The organism is Bacteroides sp. RTP31139st1_H2_RTP31139_211217, assembly GCF_040227615.1.
GTDB lineage: Bacteria > Bacteroidota > Bacteroidia > Bacteroidales > Bacteroidaceae > Bacteroides > Bacteroides uniformis.
The window spans coordinates 1-15045 of the sequence record NZ_JBCNZM010000019.1 but is presented as its reverse complement, the minus strand read 5'-3'; the positions used below and the strand labels follow the sequence as shown (position 1 = coordinate 15045).

14 protein-coding genes and 1 pseudogene are annotated in these 15045 nt (G+C 50.1%); 9 read left to right on the top strand and 6 right to left on the bottom strand.

Features of this window, described 5'->3' with window-relative positions; genetic code table 11:
• Window positions 1-137: 137 nt before the first annotated feature.
• The 7 genes from ABUA47_RS04840 (at window position 138) to ABUA47_RS04810 (ending at window position 6782) form a co-directional block, all read left to right on the top strand.
• A complete protein-coding gene (locus tag ABUA47_RS04840; protein ID WP_211420645.1) occupies window positions 138-1250 on the top strand; it encodes a hypothetical protein in 1113 nt (370 codons plus the stop codon).
• A 24-nt stretch (window positions 1251-1274) separates the two neighbouring features.
• Window positions 1275-1721, top strand: coding sequence for a hypothetical protein (locus ABUA47_RS04835; protein ID WP_004319947.1), 447 nt, complete (start codon window positions 1275-1277; stop codon window positions 1719-1721).
• A gap of 54 nt (window positions 1722-1775) precedes the next feature.
• Window positions 1776-2213: a hypothetical protein gene (locus tag ABUA47_RS04830; protein WP_349825827.1), complete on the top strand. Its 438-nt coding sequence runs from the start codon at window positions 1776-1778 to the stop codon at window positions 2211-2213.
• On the top strand, window positions 2203-2697 hold the full coding sequence (locus tag ABUA47_RS04825) for a hypothetical protein (RefSeq protein ID WP_005816282.1): 495 nt from the start codon (window positions 2203-2205) through the stop codon (window positions 2695-2697). The genes ABUA47_RS04830 and ABUA47_RS04825 overlap by 11 nt, the downstream gene beginning before the upstream one ends.
• A gap of 79 nt (window positions 2698-2776) precedes the next feature.
• The gene (locus tag ABUA47_RS04820) at window positions 2777-3661 is read left to right on the top strand and encodes a hypothetical protein (protein ID WP_005816280.1); all 885 of its coding nucleotides are present in this window, start codon (window positions 2777-2779) and stop codon (window positions 3659-3661) included.
• A gap of 208 nt (window positions 3662-3869) precedes the next feature.
• On the top strand, window positions 3870-5321 hold the full coding sequence (mobV, locus tag ABUA47_RS04815) for a MobV family relaxase (RefSeq protein WP_005816278.1): 1452 nt from the start codon (window positions 3870-3872) through the stop codon (window positions 5319-5321).
• 54 nt (window positions 5322-5375) lie between these two features.
• Window positions 5376-6782, top strand: coding sequence for an OmpA family protein (locus ABUA47_RS04810; RefSeq protein WP_005816276.1), 1407 nt, complete (start codon window positions 5376-5378; stop codon window positions 6780-6782).
• A 140-nt stretch (window positions 6783-6922) separates the two neighbouring features.
• Here the strand turns inward: ABUA47_RS04810 and ABUA47_RS04805 are convergent, their stop codons facing one another.
• Window positions 6923-8185, bottom strand: a complete 1263-nt coding sequence (locus ABUA47_RS04805) for an ATP-binding protein (RefSeq protein ID WP_005816273.1) — start codon at window positions 8183-8185, stop codon at window positions 6923-6925.
• A 394-nt stretch (window positions 8186-8579) separates the two neighbouring features.
• Here ABUA47_RS04805 and ABUA47_RS04800 point away from each other — a divergent pair, with 394 nt between their 5' ends.
• Window positions 8580-8873 (top strand): hypothetical protein, encoded by a 294-nt coding sequence (locus ABUA47_RS04800; RefSeq protein ID WP_005816271.1) that lies wholly within the window; start codon window positions 8580-8582, stop codon window positions 8871-8873.
• 2 nt (window positions 8874-8875) lie between these two features.
• Window positions 8876-9241, top strand: a complete 366-nt coding sequence (locus ABUA47_RS04795) for a DUF2958 domain-containing protein (RefSeq protein ID WP_005816269.1) — start codon at window positions 8876-8878, stop codon at window positions 9239-9241.
• Between the two features lie 106 nt (window positions 9242-9347).
• Here the strand turns inward: ABUA47_RS04795 and ABUA47_RS04790 are convergent, their stop codons facing one another.
• From ABUA47_RS04790 to ABUA47_RS04770, 5 genes and pseudogenes are all read right to left on the bottom strand, one after another.
• Entirely contained in the window at window positions 9348-11270 is a 1923-nt protein-coding gene (locus tag ABUA47_RS04790) for a zincin-like metallopeptidase domain-containing protein (RefSeq protein WP_005816267.1), read from the bottom strand.
• A 6-nt stretch (window positions 11271-11276) separates the two neighbouring features.
• Complete coding sequence (locus tag ABUA47_RS04785) at window positions 11277-11882, bottom strand: hypothetical protein (RefSeq protein ID WP_005816265.1); 606 nt, start codon at window positions 11880-11882, stop codon at window positions 11277-11279.
• 72 nt (window positions 11883-11954) lie between these two features.
• On the bottom strand, window positions 11955-12137 hold the full coding sequence (locus ABUA47_RS04780) for a hypothetical protein (RefSeq protein ID WP_005816263.1): 183 nt from the start codon (window positions 12135-12137) through the stop codon (window positions 11955-11957).
• Entirely contained in the window at window positions 12134-13690 is a 1557-nt protein-coding gene (locus ABUA47_RS04775; protein ID WP_005816260.1) for a glucosaminidase domain-containing protein, read from the bottom strand. Before ABUA47_RS04775 ends, ABUA47_RS04780 begins: the two co-directional genes overlap by 4 nt.
• 4 nt (window positions 13691-13694) lie before the next feature.
• A pseudogene (locus ABUA47_RS04770) lies at window positions 13695-15045 on the bottom strand (DUF1738 domain-containing protein); the annotation flags it as partial.

The following is a 15045-nucleotide window of genomic DNA, read 5'->3' as shown; positions in this document are numbered from 1 at the left end:
TGATTTCATTGAAAATCATACTCGCAAGTATGATGCACAAATAAGATTAAACTTACTGTCATTCTTGCAAATATATCGCTGAAACGCATTAACTTTGCACCGTCAATTTCAAAATCAGACTCAAAATAATGACAACAATGAAATATGAACCCCAACTTTTCAGAGGACAAACCAACCTCCATTGCATGAAGCAAATATTGCATAATGCAAAATCAAACTCGCATGGCGGTATCAGACTTGCCATTTGTATTGCCACTGCGTTTGCCGTAATCATGCTGACAGCATGTTCAGACGGAAACGGCACGAAGTCGTTCCATTCAAGCGATGAAGCCATCAGAGAGTATCATGGCTTTCTGACCACTCTTCGGCAGAGCGACAAGGTCACCATCCAATCGTTGGCAAAGACCATCAATGAATGGCGCGTGTTGAACGATTCCGTGACATCGTGCATCTCACGTGACACTGTCAGGAAAGCCCACTCATACCCGTTCACGGTATATCATGAGTTGAACGACTCCATCCACATCGAGCTGTGCCGTATGGCGATGTCTAAGCAACGCACCTTTCACGACCTGCTCTATCTCAGAGAACAGACCTCTTCCCATGTTGGTGATGAGGAACTACAGCAAGCCGTGAAGGAAGCACAGCCATTCTTCGCTTCCTTGGATAGCCTGCCTATATATAATAAAGGTGGTAAACAGGCGGTACTGAAGCGTTACCTGCTGTTCCTGCAAAAATCCGCCAAGCAAGGCATTCACGGCAAGGAAGACCTGCTCGCTTTCATCAAGGAAGAGCATTTGTATTTCAAATCCTTCCTGCAATACCTGCCGGATTTTGCTGACGATGACATCGGTGACATCAGACGAAACACCGAACACTGCTGTCGGGAGATACTCCGTGCCGCCGACCGCAAGGATTTGTCCCACAAGGATGCAATGATATACCTCTCCATGCGCACCAACCACCGTCTGCTGCGCAACGCACAAGCGGCTATCGAGGATCTGAATAGTGGCAGGGTAAAGGACGAGCACACCATGCACGCCTACCTCCTGATGATGATGCAGCCGTTCATGACGATGGATGACCTTTCCGTGAGCGTGCTCTCCGACAAGGACAAGGCAGACCTCTACAAAATAGCCGATGCGCTCCCCAAGGAGATGGACGGTCTGGCCAAGAAACTGCACCTCGACAAGCAACGCCTGTCGGATATGCCCATGCTCATGATGAAGATTTATGTCACAAGATTATAAACACCCCAAACAGAGAATACGATTATGTTAGAACAGTTTTGCGATGATTTCCTTGCCGTCGTGCCTTTGCAGTTGCCAGAACTGCTGGACAAGCGCAAGATGGAGAAGCCTGTCAAGTATGACGATTACGTGCTTCTTACTTTCCAGTTGAACACCCCTTTCACGATAGAGGAGGTGATGGATATGCTCGAAGACGAGATGGAAATGATAATCCTCTATCACCACATTCCAAGCCGTCATACGGAGTTCGGACACAGCTGCTGTGCCTATTCCAACCCTTCTTTCGGACGGATGTTCAAGGTCAACGGCTCCACAGATGAGCGTGGCATGGTCAGCCAGATAAAAGTGACCATCTATGACTCGCTGGAGCACATGTCGGCAGATGTATGCCTCGACCTCAGTCTGCATTGCAAGAACGGGTTCTTCAAATACATGAAGCCCAAGGAGGAAGTCCTGCTCGACTTCATTTGAAAGTTACATTTGCCAGATGACAGTCCTGTTCTACCGCAACAACGCTCCATTCTGTTGTCCACAACAAAGGCCAAAGTCATGCCACAAGCTCCCGACCATCTGATGAAGGAAACGCTTTACATGAAGATTATCCATCTTCTCGACCGTCACCGCACATGGCTGGAGATTGAGAGCATCGCCACTGTCCGCAACCACACGATAGTCAGGAACGGCAGAATGACCGACATCCTCAGCCGTGTGCTTGTGGTCAAGGCCATCCACCATCATTTCCCCTACACGAGAGGGCAAGTGTGGCAGATAGCCGAGTACGACTTGGAACAGGCTATCAAGAGCCTTCGGACAACCGACGGAGCTTTCCGTCAGAGAATAATCAAGGGAGAACTGACACTGGAGGATATGGAGCGTATCATATCCACTGCCACACACGGTGTCGTCCAGCCCGACCTGAGTCCACTTCCATTATTCACATGCTATACATATTATGACAAGTAAGATACTGTTTCTCATCCTGATGTCAGCGTTCTTCTTTGTGACGATGATTCTGCACAGAAGCCGCAGACAGTTTATGACACGGTTCTATCTGCGCATGACCGCGCTTGTGACAGCAAGGAAGCTCTACCGGTTGATGCTGCTCATCCTGCTGTACGTGTTCCACTTCCTCTACCTCTGTGTACACTATAACGACATAGGCGTAGTGGCTTCCACCATAGCGTTTGCCATATTCTTTGTCTTTATGGATGTGGAGAGGTGGCTACAGCGTCTGCACGAGGAGCGGACACCCTTCTGCATCGCCGCGTTGGCGGCAGTGGTGTTTGTCTTCACTCCTCATCTGTTCACGCTTGCTGTCACCATCTCCTTTGTCCTTCTGGCATCACTGTTCTATCCCTCGCGCATAGTCATATCGCTGTGGAAGAACAAGGCTGACCGCAAGATGCTCCTCGAAGACACAGAAATGCTCATCATATACTACTATTAAGTATCACCTGTATCATGCCGTTCCTTTTGTATAATGGAGCTGGCGACAAACAACAGTATTCACCAAACAGATTATTGAAATGAAGAAACAGAAACATAGAACGAGTTCCGGCAAGATGTCTGAACGGATGTCCCTGTTGGAGTTCTTGAAAGAGAGGTCCGGGATAAGGCTGTCGAAGCTCGAAGCCTACCTTGACCTTGTAGACAAGGCTTCTGTACAGTACATCCCCAAGGATCTGTGCAAGCAGGAGTTCAGCCTGTCCAACGGGCAGTTTGTAATCACCATTACCGAACTGGCAGGATGCTGGCATTGGCACCGCGCCACTGTCCGCACCTTCATCGAGCAGTTGGAGAAGATGAACCAGATTTCCGTCACCCGTCTCACGAAGAGCCAAATCATCACCATCCCGATGTTGGCTGAGACACCTGCCGTTTCTCCGATTGACGCAGCCTTGGATGTGTTCCGCCAGAAGATGTGTACCGCATTGGACGAATGGCGAAGCGGCAAGATGTCCGCATCGGCTTGCGCCTCGGAATGTGAACAACTCTACGAAGATGCAACAGAGGAAGTAGCCATTATCTTGCAGAAAGCCGACAATGGCAATTCAATTGGCAAGGTGCCATGCGGAAGAAACATTCCCGAATCTGTAGGACACGCCTTTTGTATGACTGCACTCACAGCTGTCTGCGAAGCCACCTTCCATCAGGTGCTTTCGCAGGAAACAGATAACGCCCTCGTTACCTCCCTTCTTCCCTTCTTTTACAAAGACCTGGGAGGAGACTGGCTCTCATTCATCGAGGCGGCAAAGGCAATATCAGAATTGGCATTGGATGGCAGCTCACCAGCCTTGCATCAGGAAAGCGCAGCCATCAAGTCACAGTTTCAGTCACTCTGCCGACCGTTCCTTGCCATTGTAGCCAACCAAGAGGGCTCCTGTCCATCAAAAGGCTGTATTAACCTCTAATAATCACCGTACAACGCTTCTTCTTTTCTACTGGCACAGTGTTTACACGTCTGCCATTGCTGTAAAATAATCGGGCTTGCCCGTTGGTCGGAAATGAGGGAATTTGGGTAGCCTAATACCCCTCTTGGTCTCCGACCATCGGGAGGCTGTCCTTACAAGCAGCAAGCTGGAGACAGGAGAGTTGTACACACATAAAAGGAAATAGGTTATGGCAACACCAAAACAGGTTATGGATTTCCGACCATCTAAGGGAATCACCACAGCACAGAGCAACGAGCACCAACGCCGTTGGACGGAAAAGGGTTGGGGATCCGCTGAATCAACAGGCAACTACGACCGCAGCCGTGAGCGGCTCAACTTCGAGGTTCGGGGCGGCAAGGTTTGTCCTATAGACAAGAGCCGAAGCATCCCGGAGCGCATGGCAGACATCCTGCGGAGCCGTGGAATCAAAGACCCCAACGAGGGACTGGCAGAGCCACGCTTCCGCACAGTGGTCAATTTCATCTTCGGAGGCTCACGAGAACGTATGACAGAATTGGCATTCGGTGACCAGAAGGTGAATCTCACTCACGGAGCGGACAATTCGCATCTAACCCGATGCAAGGACATTGAGGAATGGGCAAAGGATGTTTACCGCTTTGTTGCGGACAAATACGGTGAGGAGAACATCGTCGCTTTCATCTTACACTTGGACGAAACCAATCCGCACGTTCACTGCACCCTCTTGCCAATCAAGGACGGCAAGTTTGCATACAAACAGATATTCGCCGGAAAGGACAAGTACGAGTTTTCTGCCAGGATGAAAGCCCTGCACAGCGAATTTGCCGATGTCAACAAGCGTTGGGGCATGGAGCGCGGAACTTCCGTCTCAGAGACGGGAGCACGCCACCGCACCACCGAAGAATACCGCCGCCAGCTGTCAGAACAGTGCACCACCATTGAGCAGTCCGTCGCCACCCATCAGCGGACACTCGCCTCGCTCCAATCGGACATCCGTCTGGCAGAGCGGAGAGTAAAAGGACTCACCTCAATGGTCAACAACCTCTTGCAGGAGAAGGCTGAGAAGGAGGCGGCACTTGCTGAATTGCATCGGCAGATTCTTGCAGGTCACGACAATCCTGATGCTCTCCGTCAGCAAGTCCAAGAGCTGGAGCAGGAACTGTCCGCTATCCAGTCGAAACTGGACGACAAGCAGGAGAAGCTCTCAGAGGCTGACCGCAAGCTCGATGCCCTGCGTGAGGAGATGACCGCCATGAAGGAGCGCACGGAGGAGTTGCGGCAGGAGGCACACAGATATTCCGATACTATCCGACAAGGTGCGGACACCGTTCTCAGAAATGCCCTTCTCGAAAACATGGTCAGCGAGTTCTCCGAACGTGTGGCACGGCTTTCCAATGAGGGCAAGGACGTGTTTGACGGTTCCCTGCTTCAGGCCTTTGCGGAGAATGGAACGGAGGTGATGTACTGTGCCACGCTTCTATTCCTCGGCTACGTCGATGATGCCACCACCTTTGCCGAAGGTCATGGCGGTGGCGGCAGTTCGTCCGACCTCAAATGGGGACGTGACGATGACGAGGATGAACGCGCTTGGGCACGCCGTTGCATGATGAAAGCTGCACGCATGATGCGCCCCTCTTCCGGCAAAAGGAAGAAACGATAAGCGGCACTGTCACGTATCACCTGTTATAGTATTCACCAGATTAAATTGAACAACATGAGAAAAATACTTATTCTATCCCTTGGCTTCGCCCTTTCATTGGGTGCGCAAGCCAAAGACTATCACCGCACGGCGGACACCACCACCGTTGTATGCAGACTTTCGGCAGACGGTATGCTTCGTCCGCTTAAACCTTCCTACATGAAAGGGGCATTGGTAGCTTCGCCATGGACGGACAACTGGTTTGTCCAAGCGGCAGGAGGAACTACGGTCTTCCTCGGCAAACCGCTCGGATGCAACGACCTATTCGGTCGCATGAAACCGGCATTCTCCGTGTCGATCGGCAAATGGTTCACACCTTCCGTCGGCGGTCGTCTGAACTATGGCGGTATGCAGTTCAACGACTGCAACAACTCCTCGCAGGACTACCAGTACCTGCGTGCTGATTTCATGTGGAATGTCCTCGGCAACCTCTACAAGGACGATGTACACACTCTTGCCAGATGGAGTGTCATTCCATACGTGGGCGTGGGTATGCTGCACAACAAGGTGAATGCCCACAAGCCCTTTGCCATTTCCTACGGCATACAGGGGCAGTATCATCTCTCCCCACGCATTGCTGTTACGGCAGAGATAGGCAACATGACCACCATGCAGGATTTTGACGGCTATGGCAAGGCACACCGCCTTGGCGACCATCTGCTGTCCGCATCCCTCGGCCTCTCTGTCCGCATCGGCAAGACTGGCTGGAAGCGAGTGATAGACGCTCGCCCGTACATCGCACAGAACGAATGGCTTTCGGCATACGCCTCATCCCTTTCTGACAGCAACAGCCGCTATCACGCCCAGCACGATCGAGATTGTCAGACTCTGGAGCAGCTGCGCAAGATTCTTGCCATCGAGGGACTTCTGGACAAGTACGGCCACCTCTTTTCTGACGATGCCGCTTCTTCCGTCACAAATGGCTATCCTCGAAACGACTACAGCGGTCTCAACTCGCTGCGTGCAAGAATGAGAGACAAGTATGGTAATGGTCAAAAGACAAAGGTCATGGAGTCCGCCTCTTGTACAGAAGAATATGGCAATGCTGAAGGTGAGCCGGAAGACGATTACCTATCGCTCATCCACTCAGGAAAGGCTTGCATAGGTGCGCCCATCTATTTCTTCTTTGAACTTGGCACTGACAGGTTGCTCAACAGGTCACAGCTCGTCAATCTCGACGAAGTAGCACGCATCGCCAAGAAATATGGCTTGAAAGTTAAGGTCATCGGCGCTGCCGACAGTGCCACAGGCAGTGAAGCCATCAATGATAACCTCAGCCGTTCCCGTGCCAGATTCATTGCAGAGGAACTGATGAAACGTGGTATGGAAAATGGCACCATCTCTCAGATTTTCGATGGCGGCATTGACGATTACTCGCCCAATGAGGCGAACCGCCATACCAGAATCCTGCTGTATCTATAGCCAGACATACAGCTCCGAACAAGAGCACTAAAACTTTTTTTTCATTGATAAATTTTAGAAAGGGAGGGCTTGTCCGTGATGGATAGGCCCTCCCTTAATCATATATGTATTAACGCATATTCTATGCGCATATCTTTTTTTTATCCGTGTTTCTCAGTACTTGACCAGTCAAGCAGGAAGTCATATATACTCATTATCTGTATGCCGTTTTCGTCGCTCCACTGCTTGGTATGTTCTCCCACGATCAGCAGTTTGCGGAAAGAGTCATCTACAAGACGCAACGACCGTTTCTCCTGTTCCATCTTTTCTGCATCGGGCATACGCCACGCCGACTGGATGTAGATCCGCTCGCTCCCTTTGTTGCAGACAAAATCCACTTCCAATGTCACCCTCTGCTGCTTTCCTTCCGTATTCCTCACTCGATGATAGACGTTACCCACATCCACGAGCCATCCTCGCATACGCATCTCATTGTAGATGACGTTCTCCATGATATGTGTCGGCTCGCTCTGACGGAACGACAGAATAGCATTCCTCAGACCTACGTCCTGATAATAATACTTGGACAACGAACCTATGTATTTCCGTCCTTTGATGTCGAACCTTTCGGATTTTTCGATAAGGAAAGCATCCTGCATATATTCCAGATAAGCCGACACTGTCTTGTCGGTTATGCTCTGCACATTGCTTACGGACTTGAACGTATTGGCTATATTCAGTGCATTGACAGGTGCTCCTATACTGGATGCTACGGTCTTCGACAATTCTTCAAATTCAGGTCTCAGTTCTATGTTGTTCCGCTCGTAGATGTCACGTAGATATACCGTGCGATAAAGGCGACGCAGGAAATCAGCCTTCTTCTCATCCCCAACCTGTGTAAGTAGTTGCGGCAAACCTCCGTACAGTCTGTATTCAGCCCAACCGTCTTCTTTCGAACCATCATACACCGTCATGAACTCCTTGAAGGATAGTGGCCACACATGTATCTCGTCACCTCTGCCTCGGAATTCCGTCACCAGGTCAGAGGACAGGAAACGCGAGTTGGAGCCTGTGACATACACATCCGCCCCTTCGGTAACTGACAAGGAAGAGAGCACCTCTACAAAGTCTTCCACCTCCTGCACCTCGTCGATGATGATATAATAAGTCTCATAGTCAATCATCATCTTTTCCACCCAGTCCAACAGGTAGTCCGGGTTCTTGAACTCTCTGTTCTTCCTACTCTCCATGTCGATGACGAGAATATGGTCTTCTCTCACGCCCTCATCCAATAGATGCTGATGAAAGAGTTTCTTCAGAAGGAACGACTTGCCTGAACGTCGCAATCCTGTGATTATCTTTATGAGCCCGTTGTTCTTTGAACGGCTCAACTGTTCTATGTATCTATATCTGTTTACTATCATATTTTACGAAAAACTGTCACTTGTGACACTTTTTCGGAGGCAAAGTTATATATTTTATCCTAAATCAAAGAAAGAAATAAAGAAAAATGCACTAAAAATCAATGATTTTCCTGTTTTGTAGTGTCTATTCCACTTGCCGATGCCCATTTTTCTTTGCAAAGTTACTGCCCGGGCGAATGGTCAAGTACCGCCATGCTAACAGGCAGAGGACTGAACGACAGCTTTCCGCAAATCAAAGATTTGGGTATTTCATTAACTCCTCCGTCTGTTTTCTTGCCTTATCGCCCTCATTCCGCAGTCTTTTGATGCACGAAAAATCAGTTCCCGACAAGAGGAGCCGAAAGGCTTCAAAAGGAGGGAAGAAAAACAAGTTGAACAAATAATTTCTTTGCGTATGGAATTACACAGATTATCAGAAAACGAGCAGGCATTTGTCGAGTGCTTCTCACGGTTCGTAAACGGTCAGATGGGGTCAGCCGCCAAGGTAGGCAATGCCCTTGCAGATGACCATCGCTATCTTATCAACGAAAAGGGCAAGGTGGTGTTTGCCTTCTTGGAACGCCTTGCCAACGACTATCAAAAAGGTCGTTATGACCAGCGTGACGAGTGGGTGTGCCGATTGGCAGCAGAGGCCATCGAACACCTTGTAGAGAACAGAATGTATTACAGAACACTTAACAACGATTGACTATGGCAAGCAGATTGATTACACCCGTATTGGAGGAGATACTGAAATCCTATCCTCTGTATTCACAGGACGGCAAAGGCAAGGATGCCGTTTGTGTGGCAATATTCTTCATCGGACACGTCCGTTGGTTCGTACTTGAAGGACAGCCGGAAGGTAACGACACCACGTTGTTCACCATCGTATGCGGTCTGCATGAAACGGAGTATGGCTATACCTCCGTCAATGAAATGGAGAGCGTAAAGGTGGATGGCTCCAAATATGGAGTGGACGAGATATTTCAAGTGGAGCAGTTGGACGGCTTCAAGCCGGTGAAACTGAAGAGCATTCCAGACGAGGATTTACAAGCATTCCTTCATAATATGGAATGACCCCAAATTAAATCAGCCGCAGGGACATTACTCCTTGCGGCTGACTATTGTTAGTACCTACTATGAGTAGTAAAGCCTACGATTAGTATATACTACGATACTACTCTCATCTTCGGAAAGCGGACTTGGCAACGTGCTCCTCTTGTACCTCTTCCTTCTGGTACTCCTCCATGTCAAGCAGTTGCTCATACGCAGAGCTGATGTTTGCGTCCATAGAATGGTTGTGGCTGAAAGGGAAGGTATGCTTCACAGAGAGTCCTGCATTGGTCACAGTCCCCACATCCAGGCTATCCTTATCCTTGTTATATTGCAGGTTCAGCAAACCACCATTCGGCATTTGGAATATCGGCATTTTTCGCTGCGCCAATTCCGAAAACTCTTCGGCGGTCATCTCCCTCGCCACAGCCTTCACGTCCTCACTGGCACGTCCTATGCCATAGCGAGTGATATGGTCACGCACTTCTTGCTCCGTATGCTTCAGGAACACCTCATACGTACCGCCGACACTCCCGTTATAGACCACTGCAAAGTCCTTGTCCTCTATTAGCAGGTCATCGCCTCTGTTCTGGCACGGCTTCCTGTAGGTCTGCTCCTCGTCCATGCCGTTCCCGTCATAGTATTCCTTGGCAAGCGTCAGCAGTCCTTGATAGTCACCTTTCTCCTTTAGCTTATCCAGTTCCGATGTGTCATCCGTTGATTGGAGATAGGCGATGGAGGCATAATAGACGTTTTCTTTCGATTGTGAAGGCTCTGTCAGGCTTTTGTACTGGGCAAAAGCCTCCTGATAATTGGTGTCAAGGTCTTTGCCGTGGTCGTAAGGAACAGAGAGTTTCACTTCCAGACCGTTACTCGTCGGCACAGCAATCTTTACAGAGTCCTCCTTCTCATGATGCTGGATATATACAGCAGAACCATTATATGCCAAGACTGCATGGTCGCCGTCATCTATGGATAGATAACTTTTCCCTTGCCCGTTTTCCTGCTCAGCCTTTTTCTCCTGGTCTATCTCCATAGCAATCTTGTCGATATGCTGCGTGAGCATTGAGGTAGCTTTTTTCACATCGAGTAGCGTGGTCTTGATGAACTGCGGCGACTCCTTCAGCGAATCCAGCCAAGACTTCAAATAGGCAGCCGAATCTCCTTTCAGATGCTTTGTCATGCCATACCGCTGAGCGGTCAGCGCAGCCGTCAGTTCTGCCACCAGTTCCTCGCGTGCATACTCTGCCGAGCCGAAGGTAGCGGGCTTGATGCGGTCTAACTGTCCCTCCGCACCCGTGGAGTGTCCCATCTCGTGGAAAAGGTTCGAGTAGAAAGACTCCCCATCCTTGAACTGCCTTTTCTCAGGCATCACAATCTCATTCTTGCTGATGGAGAAATAGGCGGAATCACCGAACATCGGTTTGATGGGACATATCCAACGGTTGTCCGCTATCATCCTATCCACGGGTTCAAAGGCAAACTGCTCGTCCTTCTCTACCTTGGGCATCGAGTATTCCTGTTCCAGTTTCTCCCAAAACTCTGGTCTGACCTCCTTCAGGTTGGTCTGCGCCACATTGAAGACATGGTAAGTCTGAAGCTTTGGATATACATTGTACTTTTCGCGCTCTTCCTGAGAGAGCAGTTTGTAGTCCTCCCACTTGATGTGTTCCTTTGTTTCCTTATTGACCACCGTAAACGTGGTGAGCATCACGGGGAAAGAATGCTCACCTTTCAGTACTGACACACGGGGCTTCTGTTCCTCGTCTTTCTTGCCAGTTTTGTTAAACTGCTGTATGCGGTCGAAGGTACAGAAGCGAGGAATCTTGTAACCCTCCTTCTCGCAATGCAGGAGCAACATCATAGCGTTCATGCCATTATATTCTCGTCCGTTCAGGTTTTTCGGCCATTGCAACGCACCTTCAGTAAACCAGGGCTTTTTCCATCCGTCTTTGCCCGACAGCGACTGAATACGCTCAATCATCATATCGGCAAACAGGTCGAGTGCCTTGTCTTCGGCACTCGGACCTTCCTTAGCATAAGGCTTTCCCATAGTCAATTAACCATTATAGGGCTGCGGAACATATTCGCTCATTTCAGACACTCGGCAGGAGAAGTCCAGTTTGTCATTGAAGACACTGACAGACAATGCCCCTTTGATGTTCGCTTTCACGCCTGGTTGCAGCCATGCCTCGCATTTGCCATCGAATAGGAAGAAACTTACCCAGATGTATTCAAATCCGTCCTGTACTTTCTCTGCGCTGAAAGCGGAGAACTGGCAGTACGGCACACCATTCTTGTCCGTCTTGTCCTCAATGCTCTTGCCCACCTTGCCGCGGAACTCCATCACGCCCTTGATGCAGTCCTCTGCCTCGTCAGGCTGGTGGCTGATGCTGCTTGCCGACAGGTTGAAATAAAGGACATCGCCCCATTTTCTTGGTACCAATACACCGGCTACCTCAATGCGTTCGCCGATGTTGCAGCTGCCCACCTCCGTCAGTGTCCCATCTTTGATGACCGACACCTCGATGGTCTTGTTAATCCCGCTCTTCGCTGGAATGACTACGTTCATGGCAAAGCTCACGAATGCCTTGCCCTCCTTGTTCGTGCGGCAGGTCGCAGCCTTGCTGACCGTTCCGCACACTGTTACATTACATTTGATCATTGCTCGATACTATTTGAATTATACATATCCATCGTCCAAGTGAAATGTCTTAGCAATGACAATAATCTCTTTTCAATCATCATATACTAGCGCACGTATCAGTTCATAGACTATCCACGCTGCTATGATAAGTTGGAAGCCGAGATAGATGATGGCCACGGTCTGACCGAAAAGCCATTGGGTAAGCATGAAGTGTCCTGCCACAGCTACCATACCCACCAGCAATGTACACAGATGACTTGCTATCCTTTTCATTTCCTTTGCAGATTTTGTTGTTGACTCTCAGCCTCCATCCCTTGCTCGAAGTTCTGCGAAGCCTGCTGTGTCGCCACGATGCCTGTCACCATTCCCGCAATCTTCGTCCGTTTGCTTTCTTCCGACAGATTGGCATTGCCCAAAATGAGCGACAGGCGGTTCATCTCCGAGGAGGTCAGTTCACGGTCAATCTTCACCGTACCGCTCTCTGCATGAAGCACAGTCTTGCCGTTCTCACCCACAGTAATGGTGCATTGCCTCATGCCTGGAACAAGCGAGGTCAAATCTACGAGCCGGTTGGCTGCCATGGCAGAGATAAGTCCTTTTTGTCGTTCCTCATCATTGCTGTCAATCTGCGCTGCCAACATCATCAGCGACATGAAGGTGGTCATCGCCATGTCGAGTATAGGGTCATTCGTTCCCGAAATGCCCACGCCGCTGTCCTCCGAGGAAAGGATTTTCTTCATCCAGTCCTCCGACGAAACCTTCTGCTCCTGTGGCGCATTGCTCTTGTATTTTGCCAACAGGTCATTGCCGTTATGCAGGGCCTGTAGCTTGATGTTGCCTTTCTGTCCGATTTCTGCCAGATAAGCGGCTGGATCCATATCCCTTTTTGAGCCGTCAGCCGATACACTCTTCACTCCGAAATGCAGATGCTCGCCAGTGGTTCTGGTGCCGGTATTTCCCGACACCCCCAACTTCTGACTGGCATTAACCACGTCACCTACCTTTACTGCTATGTCAGACAGATGCAGGTAGGAGCATTGCACCTTGCTGCCATCCTCACGGCTGTATTCCACGGTGACGGATTTCCCTCCTGCCGTGTTCGCATTATGGTTCACCGCCACCACCTTGCCGCCGTTCTCCGTGGCCAACACCGCCTCATGGTTCGTCTTGATGTCAATGCCCTTGTGCATCTGCTGCTTGGTGGCATCCATCGGATCCTGGCGATTGCCGAAAGGCGAGGTGATGAAGAGAAACTCCTCTCGCTCCACAGGAAAGGAATACCCGGCAGACTGCGGTACATGGGCAGCAGGCATTTCTCTACGAGGATTATTCTCCACCCCGAACGACCGACCTTCTGCCCGCATCTCAGCCATCACCTCACTGTCATACTTGTCCAGTCCGTTGGCTTCAATGATGCGCTGCAGACTTGCAGCATAACCGCCGCCCGTGGCATAGCCGGCACGCTCAATGCCCTTCGTCCATCCCTTGTAGTCGTCAGGCGACAGCGTGAAGCACTGCGCATAACGCTTGTTCTGCTTCAGGAACTGCGAGTGATGCTCATAACTGTCACCCACGCTTTTGTACTTACAGAATTTCTCGTTGGGCCTATCATCCGTATAGACTCCATACTCTCCGCCATTCTTCAACCACGATGCCGTAGCCTTGATGCCAAAGTGGTTGTTGCATTCGCGCGACAGTTGGCTCTGTCCGTTGCTGCTCTCCAGTATGGCTTGCGCCAAGATGACGGAGGCAGGAATCCCATACATCCGCATCTGTTCTTTGGCTTCCTCCGCATATTGTGCGGCATACGCTGCGTTCTTTCCCATAAGCCTATCTCCTTAGACTGGTGTGTTGTTCTGTTTCTTGACTTTCCTGTGCCATCTGCTTTCCTGTCTCTTTTCCAGGTGACACCATCTCCGTAATTCCACGCTTCGATGATGTTGTCTGCTTCGGCATTTCCAACTGGTCACAGATGGCCACCCGTTCACCAGCACGAATGAGCTTCGGCAGATAGGTGTCGAGGGCATGATATGGGAATCCTGCCATTGCCAACGGCTTGCCTTCATCATCCTTGCGCCCATTGCTCTTTGTCAGCGTAATACCCAATATTTTGGATGCCTTCACCGCATCATCCTTGTAGGTCTCATAGAAGTCACCGCAGCGAAACAAAAGAATGGCATCAGGATGCTTCTTCTTCAAGTCAAGATATTGTTGGACAAGGGGAGAGACAGCAGCCTTGACAGCCTTTTCATCCTTCTTTTCTTCTTTCTTTTCCTCTTGTTTCTTCTCTTCCCTTTGTTCAGAGCTTTTATCTTCCTTAAGTACCACTTCCTTCTGTTCATCATGCTTATCGACAATTGCCGTCTCCGCTTGCTTCACCTCCGTCGCTTCTTCCTGCTTCTCTTGTGTACTTTGCTCGACATTGTTGTCTTTCTGCAATACATCAGCAAACAGCGAGGCGGCAAGGTTCTGCTTGTAGGAATCCCTGTCAGGAGCCACCCACAATCGTTGCCATTGTGACGGACTGACACTTCTCGGCTGCAACTTCTTGCCGTCAATAGTGGCTGCACACAGGCATTCGCCCGATTTGGCACGGAATACTGCCACACGCTGGATGCGGTTCAAATCAACCTCCTGCTCATTACCTCCGAAGATGTCCACCTTCAGGTCGGGTTTCGCCTCTGCCATAGCATAATACTTCTGTGCCAGTTCCTCACGCACACGCTCGATGTTGTCCATCGACTGCTTCAAGGTGGTGAAGAAATGATTGAGGTCTCCTTTGTCGGGATAGACGGCAAAGCCCTCCTTACCTTCGGGCTTGATGTACAATGCCCACCGCTCCTTGTCATCCTTTACCAACTGCACATTGTCGAAACCGATGTCACGGCTGTGGGTTACGGCCTCAGAAGCATCCAACGAGGATAGGTCTTCGATAGACCAGTTGCGCAGTCTTGATACCGTGATTTTCTTGTCGGCGAAATAACTGTCGTCGGGACGGAAGCCCAAGGCTCCGTCGGGATTGTAGAAACGCACGTTGTCATAACCCTCTTTCTGCAAGGCATTGGTGAAGCGTTGCTTGTTCATGCCCTTGATCTCGTTGTTCACCTCCAACGATGCACCCTGTGGCAGCACCACATCGGCGGTCTTGCTGGCATCATCACGCACGATGACCACAGTCCGC

What these genes read in the sequence shown, in the direction of transcription:
- ABUA47_RS04810 (WP_005816276.1), top strand. Translation starts at nt 5,376, where the DNA reads ATGAGAAAAATACTTATTCTATCCCTTGGCTTCGCCCTTTCATTGGGT.
- ABUA47_RS04800 (WP_005816271.1), top strand. Translation starts at nt 8,580, where the DNA reads ATGGAATTACACAGATTATCAGAAAACGAGCAGGCATTTGTCGAGTGC.
- ABUA47_RS04820 (WP_005816280.1), top strand. Translation starts at nt 2,777, where the DNA reads ATGAAGAAACAGAAACATAGAACGAGTTCCGGCAAGATGTCTGAACGG.
- ABUA47_RS04775 (WP_005816260.1), bottom strand. Translation starts at nt 13,690, where the DNA reads ATGGGAAAGAACGCAGCGTATGCCGCACAATATGCGGAGGAAGCCAAA.
- mobV (WP_005816278.1), top strand. Translation starts at nt 3,870, where the DNA reads ATGGCAACACCAAAACAGGTTATGGATTTCCGACCATCTAAGGGAATC.
- ABUA47_RS04785 (WP_005816265.1), bottom strand. Translation starts at nt 11,882, where the DNA reads ATGATCAAATGTAATGTAACAGTGTGCGGAACGGTCAGCAAGGCTGCG.
- ABUA47_RS04840 (WP_211420645.1), top strand. Translation starts at nt 138, where the DNA reads ATGAAATATGAACCCCAACTTTTCAGAGGACAAACCAACCTCCATTGC.
- ABUA47_RS04790 (WP_005816267.1), bottom strand. Translation starts at nt 11,270, where the DNA reads ATGGGAAAGCCTTATGCTAAGGAAGGTCCGAGTGCCGAAGACAAGGCA.
- ABUA47_RS04825 (WP_005816282.1), top strand. Translation starts at nt 2,203, where the DNA reads ATGACAAGTAAGATACTGTTTCTCATCCTGATGTCAGCGTTCTTCTTT.
- ABUA47_RS04805 (WP_005816273.1), bottom strand. Translation starts at nt 8,185, where the DNA reads ATGATAGTAAACAGATATAGATACATAGAACAGTTGAGCCGTTCAAAG.
- ABUA47_RS04835 (WP_004319947.1), top strand. Translation starts at nt 1,275, where the DNA reads ATGTTAGAACAGTTTTGCGATGATTTCCTTGCCGTCGTGCCTTTGCAG.
- ABUA47_RS04795 (WP_005816269.1), top strand. Translation starts at nt 8,876, where the DNA reads ATGGCAAGCAGATTGATTACACCCGTATTGGAGGAGATACTGAAATCC.
- ABUA47_RS04780 (WP_005816263.1), bottom strand. Translation starts at nt 12,137, where the DNA reads ATGAAAAGGATAGCAAGTCATCTGTGTACATTGCTGGTGGGTATGGTA.